The following is a 14413-nucleotide window of genomic DNA, read 5'->3' on the forward strand; positions in this document are numbered from 1 at the left end:
GATTCGAACCCCCCGGTACGAATGAAAATGTGGGCGCCACCGATGCGGGCCGTGTTCCGGTCGTGTGTGACCTGTGAGCCGCTTGTGGCGAATGAGCGAAGACTAAGTCATGCCACTGACAACAAGGGGCACAGGGGTCCCGGGAGCGCCGGGGGAGTGCTCCCCTCACCTCTGTCGAGAGCCTCCCCCGGGGGCGCCCGCGCTGCCATGATGGTGAGTCATGACTGCTGAGGGGGAGGGTGCGGCGCCCCGGGCCATCCGCGTGCGGCTGGACGGGACGGCGAGCGACAGTGACGTCGGCGCCCTGAAGAAGTGGCTGGAGCGGGAGAAACCGCTGGAGGAGCTGATCGCCGGCGGCGACCTCCGCATCGAGGAGCGCGCGGGGACCGACGAGCGCGGCACGCCCATGGGCGTCGGCATGGACATCGTGCTGGTGCTGGTCGGGGCGGCCGCGGAGGCGGTCTTCAAGGATCTGCTGGCGCGGGTGACGAGCGCCGTGGGCGCCTGGCGCGACAACCGCGGCTCCGTGGAGAGCGGCGATCCGCCCACCGCCCACGTCGATCCCGTGGACCCCGACGAGAGGTAGTCGGGTGGACCGCTTCGACCCGCGGGGGAAACCGAACCGGGCGTTGCTGGTCGGCGTGTCCGAGTACGAGTTCACGCGGCCGAAGCACCGCCATGGCGTCCCCGGCCCGCTGCCCGCCGTCACACACAACCTCTCCATACTGCTGGGCGCCCTGGAGCGGGGTGGAGTCGTCAGACCGAGCGAAATCACCGTCGCGCGGTCGCCGCGGCTCGGCGAGTTCCGCCAGTCGCTGCGGACGGCCGTCGACACCGCGGAGGGGCTGCTCCTGCTCTACTTCGCCGGACACGGCGCCGTGCCCAGCGCGGGCGACGAGCTGTGGCTCCAGATGCGCGACGCGGAGATCGTCCGGGGCGAGACAGCGGGGTTCGAGGGCGCCGCTCCGTTCACCAACGTGCTGAGGTTCCTCGCCAACAGCCGCGCGCAGCGGATCGTGGTCGTCCTCGACTGCTGCAACGCGGGCAATGCCGCCCGGGTGTGGGAGGCCGTGGAGCGCCCCGACGTCCGACGGCGCGTCTCCGTGCTGATGAGCGTGCAGGCCAACCATCGGATCGACGCGGGGCACGGTGACACGGCCACGCCGTTCACCGCGCGGCTCGCGGAACTGCTGACGGAGGGCATCGAAGGGCAGGGCGACGAGATCCACTTCCTGGCCGTCTCGGAGGCGCTCAGGACGTATCTGTCCACCCACCACAGGACCGAACGCGGGGAGCCCTGGGAGCCGCAGAGCCGGACGGAGAATCCGGCGGTGGACGTGCTGTTGGGGGTACGGGAACGGGGGTCGGCCTCAAAGGAGCCCGAGTCCGAACCGGCACCCGAATCCGAATCCGAATCCGAATCCGAATCCGAATCCGAATCCGAACTCGAACCCGAGTCCGAGTCCGAGTCCCAGTCCGGGTCCCAGTCCGAGTCTTCGACGGCGGTGGCGCCCGGGCTCCCGCCTTGGTGGAGAGGGCGCGCGCTCGCCCGCCTGAGGCCCCGCGGTCCCCGTACGACGCTGTCGGCGAATCCGCTGCCGGGGGGACCCTCCTCGGAAACCGCCAACACTTCGGCCCGAAGTGTTGGCGGTTTCCGACACCCATGGGGTGGGGGCGACACCGCCGACCGGATCCGCCGCCGTACGACGGGGCCCGCGGCCAGGGTCCCCCGGGCGCTGTCCCGTATCCGGGCCGGCATCCGGTCCCGGACCTCGGGTCCGACCGTCACCGTGGTCGTCGTCCTCAGCCTTCTCGCCGCCGTTGGCCTCACCAGCTACTTCGTTCTCAGCGGCGCGGCGTCCGACCAGTCCTCCTGCGGCCCGCCCCTGGAACTGCGGCTGCTCACCGACCCGGACCTCGAGTCCACCGTCCGCAAGGCGGCCGACACCTATCTCACGTCGCCGGCGAACACCACCGGCGACGGCTGCCGACGCAGCGGGATCACGGTGTACAGCGCGGGTTCGGCGGCCGTGGTCGCGGGCCTGCGCGACCACTCCGACCCCTGGCAGCGGCCGGTCGGCGGCGACGCCGACCCGCAGCGCGACATCGGGCCCCAGCCGGACATCTGGATCCCGGCCACGTCCGCGACCGCGGAGCGGGCGCGTCCCTCCGGGGTCGCGCGGAGCTACGTGACGCTGGAGCCGGACGCGGAGCCGTTCGCGTACTCCCCGATGGTGCTCTCCGTGCCGCAGGACATCGCCGAGGCCGAGTCGCGGCACCGGACCGGCGACTCGCTCGCGGGCCTGCGGCAGAAGCTGACGGCGCGGGAGAAGACCGCCGACGTACGACGGCCGGACCCGGCGAACACCGACTCCGCGCTGTTGGCCACGGTCGGCCTGTACGGCACCGGTGAGGGCGACGTGGGCCGGGCGGAGGGGAGCGTGGCCCAGACCGGACCGCCCTCGCCGACGGCCGGGGACCTGCTCTGCACCCTGCCCGACAAGCCGGACGTCGACGCGCGTACGGCGGCCCTCGTACCGGAGTTCCTGATGGTGAGCGGTGTCGGCTGCGACGGTACGACGCGCGAGCCGCGGACGGCCGAGTACCCCGACGACGTTCCGGGCCTCACACCCACCTTCGTCCGCGTCCGCTGGTGGGACGGCGACCGCGACCAGGCGGCGCGCGACGACGTGGTGCGGAGGTTCCACGACTGGCTCACGGACGCGGAGAACCAGGGCGACGACAGTGGCGGGGGTGGCGGCAACGGCGGCAAGCCGCGAGGCGGTCTCGCCGTCTTCGGCGCGGACGGCTTCCGCGCCCCCTCCGGCTCCCGCGCCTTCCTCGCCGCCCGCGACGCGAACGGCGCGAACGGCGCGGACGGCGCGGACGGCGCGAACAACGCGAACGTCGCCGGGCTGATCGCCGACCCCGGCGCGCGCGCGAACCCCGCAACCGCAGGCGTGTTGGACACGGCCCTGAACCGGTACCGGAACGCGAAGGGCCCCGGCCGGGTGCTCTTCCTGCTCGACAGCTCGGGCTCGATGGGCGACCTGTGGGAGGGGCCCGGCGGCGCCCCCGGGATCCTGAAACAGTCCCTCGACGGGCTCAGCGACCAGGACGAGTTCGGCGTCTGGTCCGTCGCCTCCGCCGGCCGGAGCCCCTACGGCGAACTGCTGCCCTTCGGCCCCCACAAACGCCAGGACGCCGAGCGCGTCATCGACCGCGAGGCCGTGGTCCGGGACGCGGAAGCCGATCCGTACGGCGCGCTGACGGCGGCACTGGACACCATGGACCGCAAGGGCAAGGACGACGACCGTCCCGAACTGATCGTCTTCCTCACGGACGACGAGGACAACAACCACCTGACCACGGACGGCAGGTTGGACGAACTGCTCGAGTCGGCCGGCGGCAAGGGCGTTCCGGTCGTCATGGCGGCCCTGGACAGCGGCGGCTGCGCCAAGGGCAGGCCGGACCGGCGGATCTCCGACGCGAGCGGCGGGCGCTGCCTGGACACCAAGGGCGACCTCGTGGCGGGCCTGCGGGACGAGGTCGCGCGCACGGGAACGGGGGACGAGTGATGCGTACCGGCAAGTTCCGCAGATACGGGGGGCCGTTGGCGCTGGCTCTGCTGCTGACCGCCGGCGCCGGCTGCACCGGCGGCGGCCCGGAGCGGTCCGGCGCGGCGGTCACCCCCGGGACCTCCGGGGACATCGTCGTGGCCAGCGGGCGGGACGTGACCGGCAAGGGCGGCATCCGTCAGCAGCTCATCGACGCGTGGAACGACCGGCAGAAGAAGGAGCACACCGGCTTCGAGGCCCGTCTGGTCGAACTCCCGGGCTCCGCCGACGCACAGCGCAGCCAGCTCCTCGGCGCACTCCAGTCCGGCAGCGCGGAGTACGACGTCGTCAACCTCGACGTGACGTGGGTGCCGGAGTTCGCCGCCGCGGACCTGATCCGCGCGCTGCCGGACGACCTGGTCGACGACGACGACGTCATCAAGTCGGTGGCCAGCACGGCCCGTTGGGACGACTCCGTGTACGCCGTGCCGTTCAACAGCGACGTCGGACTGCTCTACTACCGCCGGGACCACCTCGAGCAGGCGGACGTCCAGGACACCGAACTGAGCAAGGAGGGCGTCGGCTGGCAGCGGCTGCGGAACCTGACCGACACGATCGAGGAGCCGGGCAAGGAGCGGCCGACGGGGTACGAGAAGGGCTGGACCACGCAGCTCGGTCCGTACGAGGGCCGTACGGTCAACGGCATCGAGGCGTTCGCGGCCACCGCCGGGTACGGCGTCGGCCTCACCGACGCCGACGGCCACTACACCGCCACCGTGCAGCAGTTGACGGACGGCTTGGCGGAGCTGCGCGCCCGTACACAGGGCGCGTACACACTCGGGGACGCGATCCGCTCCAACGAGGCCGAGTCGCTCACCGACTTCGCGGACGGCCGTACGGCGTTCCTGCGCCACTGGCCGTACGCGTACCGCACGCTGCACCAGTCCCTGACCGACAAGCAGCTCGGCGTGGCACCGCTGCCCGGCGGGGCGGTGCTCGGCGGGCAGAACCTCGCGGTGACCCGGTCGTCCCCGCACGCCGACAAGGCACAGGAGCTGATCCGGTTCCTCACCGGGAAGGAGAGCGAACGCTGTCTGCTCGACGCGGGGTTCGCGGCCACCCGGGTCTCCGCGTACACGGCCGACGACGTGACGTGCGGCTCGGCGCGGACGCCGGACGCGGCCTCGTCCGCTTCCTCGCCCGCCGTGTCCCCTTCGGCCTCGCCGACCGGGGAGCGGGCCGACCCGATGCCGCGCGACGACCGCGGCCGTCCCGCGTACGCCCGCACCATCCTGCTTCCCGCGCTGCAACGCGCCGTCCAGCGGCCCCGTACCCCGCTCTACGGCGCCTTCACCCAGACCTTCGCCACGGAGCTGGGCAAGCTGTTCGGCGACGAAGGGTCGGGCGATACCGCCGCCCTGGCCAAGGACTTGGACAAGGCGCTCAGGAGAGTCCTGCCGGACTGACGAGGTACGCGAGCGCCCCCGACACCAGCGTCCGTACGCCCGGCGCGATCGTGGACAGGTCGGGCGCGAAGTGCGGGCTGTGGTTGCTGGGCACGGCCGCGAACTTCTCCATGAGGTCGCTGCCCGGGGCCGCGTCCCACACGTCGGGCGGGGTACTGGTCACGAACCAGTAGGAGTACGGGGTGTCGTCCTCCGCGAGCAGCGGGAAGTCCTCGCTGCCCATCGCCGGGCCGGGGTCGAGGATCGTCCCGGCGCCGAAGACATCGGCGTGCACGGCGGCGACCTGGCGGTCGGTGTCCGGGTCGTTGACCGTCGCCGGGAAGCTGTTGCCGACGGTGACCTCGGGCTCGCGCGGGCAGCCCGCGGCCAGGCACTCGCCCGCCGCGATCCGCCGGATCGCCGCGATCATCCGCTCCCGCACCTCTTCCGACTGGGTACGGAGGTTGAGCGAGATCCGGGCCTCGGTCGGAATGATGTTGTGGCGGCTGCCCGCCTCGATCCGCCCCACCGTCAGGACGGCGGAGTCCCGCGGCGCGATCTCCCGGCTGACGACGGTCTGCAGCCGGGTCACGAGGTAGGCGGCCGTCACCACGGGGTCGACGGTCGACTCCGGACGCGAACCGTGCCCGCCCCGCCCGTGCACGACGATGTCGATGTCGGTGGAAGCGGACATGATCAGACCCGGCCGATGGGCGTAGAACCCGACCGGACCGGGCGCCGCGTGCTGCGCGAGCAGGACATCCGGCGGAGGAAACCGCTGGTACAGATGGTCCTCGACCATCGCCGCCGCGCCCTCGCCGGTCTCCTCGGCGGGCTGTCCGACGACGAGCAGCGTGCCGGACCAGGCGTCCCGGCCCGCCGCGAGCGCTGCGGCCGCGCCCGCCAGCCAGGTGACGTGCAGATCGTGCCCGCAGGCATGCATGACGCCGGGCCTCTCGGAGGCGTACGGCAGTCCGGTCGCCTCGGTGACGGGGAGGGCGTCCATGTCGGCGCGCAGCAGGACGACGGGCCCGTCCCCGTTCGGCAGGATCCCGACGACACCGGTGCCGCCGATGCCGGTGACCGTGTCGAGCCCCGCCGTCCGGAACCGGTCCGCGAGCGCGGCGGCCGTCCGGTGCTCGTGCAGCGACAGCTCGGGATGCCGGTGCAGGTCCCGGTAGAAGTCCTCCAGTGCCGGAACCGGCAGGTCGGCGGTGAGGTCCAGCGCGGTACGTGCGGCGGCAGAAGTCACGGGCTCAGGGTAAAGCGGCGGGCATCCGAACGGAGCGGTCCAGGGCCTGTCCGGCGGATCATGCCGCAGACGCGGGGCCCTAGTCCGAGGTCGCCCCCGACGTGGAGGTGGCCTGCTGGACGTCCGGGGCCGTGGGCTGTTCCGCCCGGGCCGGCACCGCGTTGGCTGCCAGGACCAGTGCGGCGACGGCGACGAGGGCCGCGCCGAACCCTCTGAAGTAGCGCGCGGAAATACGTCGGAGCATGGCGACCTCGCAACAACAGCGGCGTATTAAGCAGGCTTAATCCGTCGCTTAACGTAGAGGCTCGGGGCGTCAAAGGGCAAGTGGTGCAAGGGGAGTTGGATATTAGTCAAAACTTGCCTCGGCGTAAGTCGGGTTAATGGCATGCTTAATCCATGGCGGAGCGTGACGGCCCGGAGATCATCGGGCGCAGGGTGCAGCAGTTGCGGACAGAACGCGGGCTGACACAGAAGCAGTTGGCGGAACCGGCGTACACGCCCGCCTACATCTCCACGCTCGAGGCGGGCCGGGTGCGCGCCTCCGAGTCCGCGCTGCGGCACATCGCCGGACGGCTCGGGGTGGCGTACGAGGAACTGGCGACCGGGCGTCCCGCCCACCTCGCCACCGATCTGCGGCTGCGCCTCACCGACGCGCAGCGCACGCTCGCCACCGGCGAGGCCGAGGTCGCCGCCGAGCAGTACGCCGCTCTCCTCGCGGAGGCGGACACGCACGGGCTCGTCGCCGAGCAGGCCGCCGCACTGCTCGGGCTCGGGGAGTGCGCGTTGGAGACCGGCGACCTGGAGACCGCCCGGCAGCGGTTCGAGAGGTCGGAGCAGCGCCTCGGTGACGCTCCGCTGCCGAACCGTGTACCCGCCCTGCGCGGCCGCGCGGTCTCCCACTACCTCGCCGGAGAACTCCGTTACGCCTGCTATCTGTTCGAGTCCACCCTCGACGAACTGAACCGCACCGGGATGCACGACCCGGATGCCCTCCTGCTCCTCTACACCGGTGTCATCGCGCCCTACATGGACATGGGCGCGCATGCCCGTGCCGCCCAGGCCGCCGAGTTCGCCCTCGCCCTCGCCCCGCAGGTCGGTGACCCCGCGCTCGTCGCCCGCATGCACCGTTCCGTCGCCCGCACGATGATCGCCGAGGGCCGGATCGCCGAGGCCGACGCCTCCCTCGCCAAGGCCTCCGAGCTCTACCGCCAGCTCCAGATCCGTACCGAACTCGCCAACTGCCACTGGATGCGCGGCTATTTGTACGCGCAGAACGGCGAACTCGAGCGGGCGGAGGGTGAGTTGCGAGAGGCGCAGGCCATGCTCTCCGCCAAGCGGGCCGCCCTCTACACCAGCCAGGTCGCCGTCGAACTCGCCGACGTACTGCACCGGCGCGGAAAGTCGGCCGAGGCCGGTGTACTCCTGCACGAGGTGCTCGGTGACCTCAGCCCCGAGCGCGGCGCCGTGCACTCCGCCGGCGCCCACCGCCTCCTCGGCATCATCGCCGAGGACGCCCGGGACACGGAGGCCGCCGAGGAACACTACGTACGCGCGCTGAGCCTCCTGGAGCGCGCGGGCGCGGCCGGCGACCTCGCCGACCTGTGCCGCCTCCTCGGCGACCTGCTGCGCCGCACGGGGCGGGTGGAGGCCGCACTCGACGCCTACCGCACCGGCCTGGGCCACCAGACGGCCCCAGGCACAACAACCCTGGGCCCGGCCCCGGCCCAGCCCCCGCTCTGACACTGGCCCGGTACGAGCGGCGCTGACCCGCGCAGGGTTACGGGGTCACGATCGCGAAGGCCTTGTCCGGCTCGGAGACGTACGAGAGCAGCCGGGCCAGGAGTGTGGTGTCGCCGTCCGTCTCGATGCCCGCGAGGCCCTGGCCCTCGAGCACCCCGAGCAGTTCCGGCCGGGTGAGGATCAGTGTCAGATCCGCGTGCGGCTTCGGCGTGTGGTGGACCGGCATGCTGCGGTGGGTGAGGGCGCCGTGGTGGAGGTTGACCCGGTGGCGGCACTGCTCGTCGATGACGACGAGGTCGAGGGTCAGGTGCTCGTGCCAGGCGCGCGGGCCGTCGATGCGGACGGCGAGCGAGTCGAGCAGCATGCTCACGGTCAGCGCGGACGTCATCTCGGAGCCCGAGGTGTCGTAGTCGATGTCGGCCGCGCCCTCGCGCAGCTCCAGGGCGGCCGTGAGGTAGAAGTTGCGCCAGGTCCCGTTCTCGGCGCCGTGCCCGAGCCGTTCGTAGACGTCGGCGAGGGTCTCCTTGGCAGCGGTGTTCGACGGGTCCGCGAAGACGAGGTGGTTGAGCAGGGTGGCGGCGAAACGGAGGTCGCCGCCGTCGACGTACGCATGGGCCTTGACCAGGGCCTCCACCGGTCCGCCCGCCAACTCCACGTACCGGCGGGCGAGTTCGGTCGGCGGGTGTTCCCAGAGGTGGGCGGGATTGCCGTCGTACCACCCCATGTACCGCTGGTAGACGGCCTTGACGTTGTGGCTGACGGAGCCGTAGTAGCCGCGCGCGTGCCAGGACTTCTCCAAGGCGGGCGGAAGTCGCAGCTCCTCGGCGATCTCGGGGCCGGTCAGGCCGTTGTTGAGCAGGCGGAGGGTCTGATCGTGCAGGTAGGCGTACAAGTCGCGTTGCTCGCCGAGGAACCGGCGGATGTTCTCGCGTCCCCAGGTCGGCCAGTGGTGGGACGCGAACGCGACGTCGTACGCGTCGCCGAAGACGTCGATCGTCTCGTCGAGGTAGCGCGCCCAGACGCGGGCGTCGCGGACCGGGGCACCGCGCAGGGTGAGCAGGTTGTGCAGGGTGTGGCTGGCGTTCTCGGCCACGCACAGGGCGCGCTGCTCGGCGAGCAGGAAGTTCATCTCGGCGGGCGCCTCGGTGTCCGGCGTGAGCTGGAAGACGAACCGCACGCCGTCGACGGTCTCCCGCTGCCCGGTGCGGGTGACGTCCACGTTCGGTGGGACGAGCCCGATGGAGCCGGTGGAGGTGATGGTGCCGAGCCCGGTACCGATCTGGCCGCGCGGGTCCTTGGGCAGCCGCGCCCCGTGCATGAACGTGGCCCGTCGCAGCATCGCGTTGCCGGCGAAGACGTTCTCACTGACCGCGTGCTCCAGAAAACCCTCGGGTGCCAGCACCGGCACCCCGCTCTCGCTCCCGTGCGGCAGCACCCCGCGGGCGCCGCCGAAGTGGTCGACGTGCGAGTGCGTGTAGAGGAGCCCGGTCACGGGCCGCGGCCCGCGGTGCTCGCGGTAGAGCGCGAGCGCGGCCGCGGCGCACTCGGCCGAGATCAGCGGGTCGATCACGACCACACCCTGCTTGCCCTCCACCAGGGTCATGTTCGAGAGATCGAGCCCGCGCACCTGATACACGCCCTCGGTGACCTCGTACAACCCCTGCCGCGCACACAACCGCGCCTGCCGCCACAGACTCGGATGCGCGGTCGCGGGACAGTCCTCCGCGAGGAACCCGTACGCGTCGCCGTCCTGGACGACCCGCCCTTCAGCGTCGGTGATCACACCCGGAACCAGGGCCGCGATGAACCCGCGGTCCGCGTTCTCGAAGTCGGTCAGGTCCTCGAAGGGCAGCTCTTCACTCGACGGGGAATCCATGCGGCCAGCCTGTGCGGTGGGTGGGGGCGGAGCCAGCGGGGTGGGCCGTTCGAGGTGCCGAGGAGCGGCAGTGACGAACCGCCACCAGGACTCCGAGCTGGGCGCTGAGGTTCCCCTGATGCGCAGGGTGTGGTGCGCGTCACACATCGCTACGAGAAGTCCACCTGGACCGCCGCACACCGAAAACCCGGCAACCTGCGCAGGCAGCAGCCGCGGGGTGAGGTGGCCGGGTCCGGTTACTTCGCGAGGTGCAGGTACTTCACGGAACGCAGGTACTTCACGACGAGAGCGAGGTACAGGTCAGAGCCGGTCCATCCGGGTGTAGGGGCTGAGGATGCGGGCCTGGCGGGAGCCGAAGTCGACGAGCATGGCGATGCCCTCTTCGACACCGATGATCGTGCCCAGGCCGAACTGGTCGTGGGAGACGCGGTCTCCGAGGGCGAATTCCTTGGCCACGGGGACGACCGGGGCTGCGAAGGGGCTGGTGGGCAGGTGGCGCCGGGGCGCGGAGGGTTTCGTCATCGTGTAGCCAGTATGGGCTTTGTTTGGCCGGAAGGAAGCCCCGGAAGAGAGTTCCGTGGTCTCGGGCACACCCGCCGAGGCGCCGACGATCTTGGACCAGACGCCCTCCGAGACGAGGGTGGAGAGGCCTTCGCCCGAGGTGGGGAGGGGGGCCGGGAGGGCCGGCTTCCTGCCTTGGGCCGGGTGTTCCGCGAACAGAGCCACGGTGACGCTGAGGTTCTCGTCGTAGCGGGTCTGCCAGCGGGTGCGCGGGCCCGCGGTGCCGGTGTGGGCGGCCACGGGGCTGTCGACCTGCCCGTGCATGAGTTTGGTGATCGTGTCCGCACCTGGGCGCGTCATGGCGGTACGGGTGTCGGGGCGGGCCTCGTGGACGGTGCGGCCGGCCCGGGTGATCTTCGCGACCGTGTACGGCTTCGCGTACGTGCCGTGCGCCGCCGCCGTGGCGTACGCGGAGGCCAGCCGGAGAGGGGTGGGGGCCGCGGTGCGGGGGAGGTCTTTCAACGGGTCCCCGAGCTTGGTGAAGGTGAAGGGCTGGCGGGCGTAGTCCGCGCCGCCGTACAGGCGTACCGACGCTGGCCGTCCGTGTCGCCCGGTGGATAGAAACGGAAGGCGGGAAAGCGGGCCGCGGCGCGCTGCGCGGGCGTGATCGCCCCGCTGTCCGCCATCGCGTCCAGCGCCCACTCCCAGCGGCCCGAAGTCGCCGGCCCTGGCGAGCACAACAGTTGAAGACCCTCCGCGGCGGACGAGGGGGAGACGGCGGCGGCCGCGGGACGGACCGCGGCCGAGGGGAAGAAGACAGCCGTCGGCAAGACGGCAGCCGCGGGGAAGAGGACGGCCGTGGGGAAGAGGGAGGACGGCCGTGTCCGATGAACTCGCCTCGAGTTTGCGCGAGTTGGCCGAGGACGCCGAGAGGCCCCCGCCGGTACCCGGCGCGGAGATCCGCCTGCGGGCCGTATGCCGCAGGCGCCGCCGCCGTACGGCCGTGACCGTCGCCGGTGCCTGCGCGGCGGCGAGTCTGGCCGGAGGTCGGCTCTCGGTGGGGTCAGTCCTGCTCGGCGGCGGTGGTGGGGAGTTCGGTGGGTGGTTTGCCCGCGAGGACGTCCTGGAGGCGTTGGGTGCCGACCTGGACGGCCTGCTGGGTGGAATCCTCCGCGGCGCCGTCGAGGCCGCCGTTGGTGAGGGAGACGGCCCGGTCGCCGACCCGGACGGCGGCGAAGTCCAGCGTCAGCGTCCATCCCTCGCCGCTGTCCTCGTCGTCGCTGTCGACCTCACTGCTCATCGTCATCCGCAGGCCCTCACGGGCATCGCCCACCCCGGGCAGCTTCGCCGGTTCGACCGTCACGTACGCCCGGTCGCCTCTGACGTCGGTGGACATGAACTCCCCGCACGTATCGGGCAGTGTCCTCAGCCAGGCCAGCTTCGCGTCCACGTCCGCCGGTCCGGCGTACGCGGCGACCTGGTAGCGCATCTGCGCCTCGCCGTCGCTCTCGTCGAGGCCGACAACGGCCCGGGGCCCCTTCGGTTCGCCCAGCAGATCCTCGGCGTACAGGCCGTCGAGCAGCCGCTGACAGTCGGGGACGTCCGTCCGGCTCTTGAGGACACCGTCCCGCCAGGTCGCCCCGCCCTGTGTCTCCGACCACGGTCCGCCCAGTTCGGCCTGGGTGATCAGCGCTGCCGTGGCCTGCGCGTCGGTGAGCGAGGGGGTGGCGGTGGGGGAGGCGATGACCGCGGGGGACGCGGAGGCCTGGGCGTTCACGTTCCCGGAACCCACGCCGCCCTCGTGGCCCGCGCACGCGGTCGCCGACCACAGCACGCCCGCGGTCAAGGCGCAGGCGAGCAGACGGGAGCGGGAGGGCGGGGTCGAAGCGGAGGCGGGGCGGCGAGTCGGGCGGTTCACGGCGGAGGCCTCCTGTGGGCGGACGCGATGTGTCCTCCCACGCCACCACCGGGTCCGGCGGACCACCAGCGCACCGGGCCGTCCGAGTGAGCGACCCCGCTCCTTGTTCCTTCGGGGGGCCCTCGGGGTTCCCTCGGGGGATCTGTCCGGCATCGCGCCGCAGAGACGGGCGCAGAGATGGGCGCAGACACGGGCGCAGAGACGCCCGATCGCTGCCGGCTGCTCCAGGCGGGTGTCTTTGCCACTGCCGGGCGGTCCGTGACGGTCGCTCCCGGGCGGTGCCCGGTGGCCGCCCCCGGCGGATGTCCCGCGTCGCTTCCGGGAGGTGGACGATTGCCGGTCCCAGCGGGCGTGTTGGTCGTTTTCGGCGGGGGTGGTCGCCGGCACGGCCTGTACGGATGCTGTTGCTGATGGGTGTGGATATCTGTTGTGGCCGTAGTAGAAAACGTCCCGGTCGGGCGGGCATTTCTTTATTCCCCGGCGTGGGGTGAGATAGTGCGCCGCCCTTCGCGAGCCGTAGCGTGCTAGTGTCGATATCAGTTGCAGTTGTGGTTCCCAAAGTCTTGGGGCGTACTTTCCGGTCCGTACCGGTTGGTTCGCTTCTGAATTATCCGGCGCTTTATTCCGGATGGGGCAATCATCGCGACAACGCGAGTCCACACAGTGTGGACTCACGAGCTTTGCCCCGAAGGAGATTTGACATGGCTACTGGCACCGTGAAGTGGTTCAACGCGGAAAAGGGCTTCGGCTTCATCGAGCAGGACGGCGGCGGCGCCGACGTCTTCGCCCACTACTCGAACATCGCCACCCAGGGCTTCCGTGAGCTCCAGGAAGGCCAGAAGGTGACCTTCGACGTCACGCAGGGCCAGAAGGGCCCGCAGGCGGAGAACATCGTCCCCGCCTAGTCCGGGACCCGCTGACGCCTGACTTCTGAGTCGGCCGACGCTTACAGGTGGCCGGGACCTGCACCATGAGGTGCGGTTCCCGGCCACCTGCTTTTTTTATGTTCCGCCCCGGATTGTTTGATTGAATTTCCGGCGAATTTTTGTCTGCCGTGCCCGCTTCCGGTTCGCCGTGCCCACCTTCCGGTGCCGGGAAACTTCACCCCGCGGAGTCACCATGCGTTGCGTGATCGCACGTTTTCCCTTCGACCTCATCAAGAGTGAGGTCGAGCAGTCGATGTCGGGCGTTCAGCCCGAGCCCGTCACCAGTGGGTCCGTGGTCATCGGCCCGCACACCTACCCCGTCAAGCAGGTCGGCGAGGTCATCACCAAGCAGGACCGCCGGGACTTCACCGAGGTCGAGGTGGCCCGCGCCCTCACCCGCCTGGGCTTCGTCTGCCGCCAGGCCGTCGTCCCCACCCGCTCCGCCGTTCCGAGCTGGGCCGAACCGGCGTAGTCCGGTCGGCCTGGGCACCACGTTCGGCTCAGCAGGATCGCACCGACACGCCCGCGGCGGGGTTATACCGCCAGCACCGCGCGGATCGTCTTGCCGCCGATGCCGGTGCTGACGACCTCCAGGCGCTGGGCGAGATGCTGCACCATCGCGAGGCCGCGGCCGCTCTCCGACTCGGTGTCCATCGGGCCCACCCGGGGCCGGCCCGGGCTGTCGTCGTGGACCTCGACGGTCACCTCGCCGTGGCCCACCTGCAGCCGCAGCCGACAGCCGTTGCGGCCGTGCCGGACGGCGTTGGCAACGAGCTCCGACGCGATCAGCGTGGCGTCATCGACCTGGTCGGCGGTCGGCGACGCCATCCGCGGCCGCGGCCGGGTGAGGAAGGCCGACGTCAACTTGCGGGCCCTGCCGGCGGAAACCGCCGTGCGCGGCAGTGTGTACTCCACACGGGCGGTCGGCCTGACGGCGCGCTGCTGCGCACGCATGACAACCTCACTTCCCCTCCCAGGGCAACCGGTCCCCGGCGGCCGGACCCCCCGCCGGCCGAGATCCGCGCGAACTGTGCGCGGCCGGTCCTGCCCCCGGGTGATGCCCCCGCCGGATGATCGGCAACCGGGCGGGGAGGTCACAAACCCGCCAGGGGTGTGAGGGGCGCTCGGCGCATCATCTTCCGTTCACCCCGTTGAAAGTTGTTCGACCGCCTCCCGTGGGGCACAGGATTCTGAAAGG

General features: G+C 71.4%; 12 protein-coding genes and 1 pseudogene. 6 read left to right on the forward strand and 7 right to left on the reverse strand.

What is annotated here, in order from left to right:
* Positions 1 to 220: 220 nt before the first annotated feature.
* The 3 genes from ACX28W_RS14445 to ACX28W_RS14455 are packed head-to-tail and all read left to right on the forward strand — an operon-like array spanning position 221 to position 5023.
* A complete protein-coding gene (locus ACX28W_RS14445; protein WP_362067953.1) occupies positions 221 to 586 on the forward strand; it encodes a hypothetical protein in 366 nt (121 codons plus the stop codon).
* Between the two features lie 4 nt (positions 587 to 590).
* A complete protein-coding gene (locus ACX28W_RS14450; RefSeq protein WP_458999331.1) occupies positions 591 to 3578 on the forward strand; it encodes a VWA domain-containing protein in 2988 nt (995 codons plus the stop codon).
* Entirely contained in the window at positions 3578 to 5023 is a 1446-nt protein-coding gene (locus ACX28W_RS14455) for an extracellular solute-binding protein (RefSeq protein WP_458999332.1), read from the forward strand. Before ACX28W_RS14450 ends, ACX28W_RS14455 begins: the two co-directional genes overlap by 1 nt.
* Here the strand turns inward: ACX28W_RS14455 and ACX28W_RS14460 are convergent.
* On the reverse strand, positions 5001 to 6254 hold the full coding sequence (locus tag ACX28W_RS14460; RefSeq protein ID WP_458999333.1) for an amidohydrolase: 1254 nt from the start codon (positions 6252 to 6254) through the stop codon (positions 5001 to 5003). The genes ACX28W_RS14455 and ACX28W_RS14460 overlap by 23 nt on opposite strands.
* A 79-nt stretch (positions 6255 to 6333) precedes the next feature.
* Positions 6334 to 6498 (reverse strand): hypothetical protein, encoded by a 165-nt coding sequence (locus ACX28W_RS14465; RefSeq protein WP_458999334.1) that lies wholly within the window; start codon positions 6496 to 6498, stop codon positions 6334 to 6336.
* A gap of 152 nt (positions 6499 to 6650) precedes the next feature.
* Here ACX28W_RS14465 and ACX28W_RS14470 point away from each other — a divergent pair, with 152 nt between their 5' ends.
* Positions 6651 to 7994 (forward strand): helix-turn-helix domain-containing protein, encoded by a 1344-nt coding sequence (locus tag ACX28W_RS14470; RefSeq protein WP_458999335.1) that lies wholly within the window; start codon positions 6651 to 6653, stop codon positions 7992 to 7994.
* Positions 7995 to 8031: 37 nt separating this feature from the next.
* On the opposite strand, the gene ACX28W_RS14475 is transcribed toward ACX28W_RS14470, so the two are convergent.
* The 4 genes and pseudogenes from ACX28W_RS14475 to ACX28W_RS14490 all read right to left on the reverse strand — a co-directional run bounded on the left by ACX28W_RS14475 (position 8032) and on the right by ACX28W_RS14490 (position 12289).
* Complete coding sequence (locus tag ACX28W_RS14475) at positions 8032 to 9870, reverse strand: alkyl/aryl-sulfatase (RefSeq protein ID WP_458999336.1); 1839 nt, start codon at positions 9868 to 9870, stop codon at positions 8032 to 8034.
* Positions 9871 to 10170: 300 nt separating this feature from the next.
* Entirely contained in the window at positions 10171 to 10392 is a 222-nt protein-coding gene (locus tag ACX28W_RS14480) for a hypothetical protein (RefSeq protein ID WP_362067974.1), read from the reverse strand.
* 270 nt (positions 10393 to 10662) lie between these two features.
* Positions 10663 to 11109, reverse strand: a pseudogene (locus ACX28W_RS14485) (hypothetical protein); the annotation flags it as partial.
* A gap of 325 nt (positions 11110 to 11434) precedes the next feature.
* Positions 11435 to 12289, reverse strand: a complete 855-nt coding sequence (locus ACX28W_RS14490; RefSeq protein WP_458999337.1) for a hypothetical protein — start codon at positions 12287 to 12289, stop codon at positions 11435 to 11437.
* A 701-nt stretch (positions 12290 to 12990) separates the two neighbouring features.
* Between ACX28W_RS14490 and ACX28W_RS14495 the strand changes: the two genes are divergently transcribed.
* Together ACX28W_RS14495 and ACX28W_RS14500 are read left to right on the forward strand one after the other, a co-directional pair.
* The gene (locus ACX28W_RS14495; protein ID WP_010986199.1) at positions 12991 to 13194 is read left to right on the forward strand and encodes a cold-shock protein; all 204 of its coding nucleotides are present in this window, start codon (positions 12991 to 12993) and stop codon (positions 13192 to 13194) included.
* Positions 13195 to 13408: 214 nt separating this feature from the next.
* Positions 13409 to 13687, forward strand: a complete 279-nt coding sequence (locus tag ACX28W_RS14500; RefSeq protein WP_458999338.1) for an SCO5918 family protein — start codon at positions 13409 to 13411, stop codon at positions 13685 to 13687.
* Between the two features lie 62 nt (positions 13688 to 13749).
* On the opposite strand, the gene ACX28W_RS14505 is transcribed toward ACX28W_RS14500, so the two are convergent.
* Positions 13750 to 14169, reverse strand: a complete 420-nt coding sequence (locus ACX28W_RS14505; protein ID WP_458999339.1) for an ATP-binding protein — start codon at positions 14167 to 14169, stop codon at positions 13750 to 13752.
* Positions 14170 to 14413 lie beyond the last annotated feature (244 nt).

The sequence above is a fragment of the Streptomyces sp. SD15 genome, assembly GCF_054462255.1.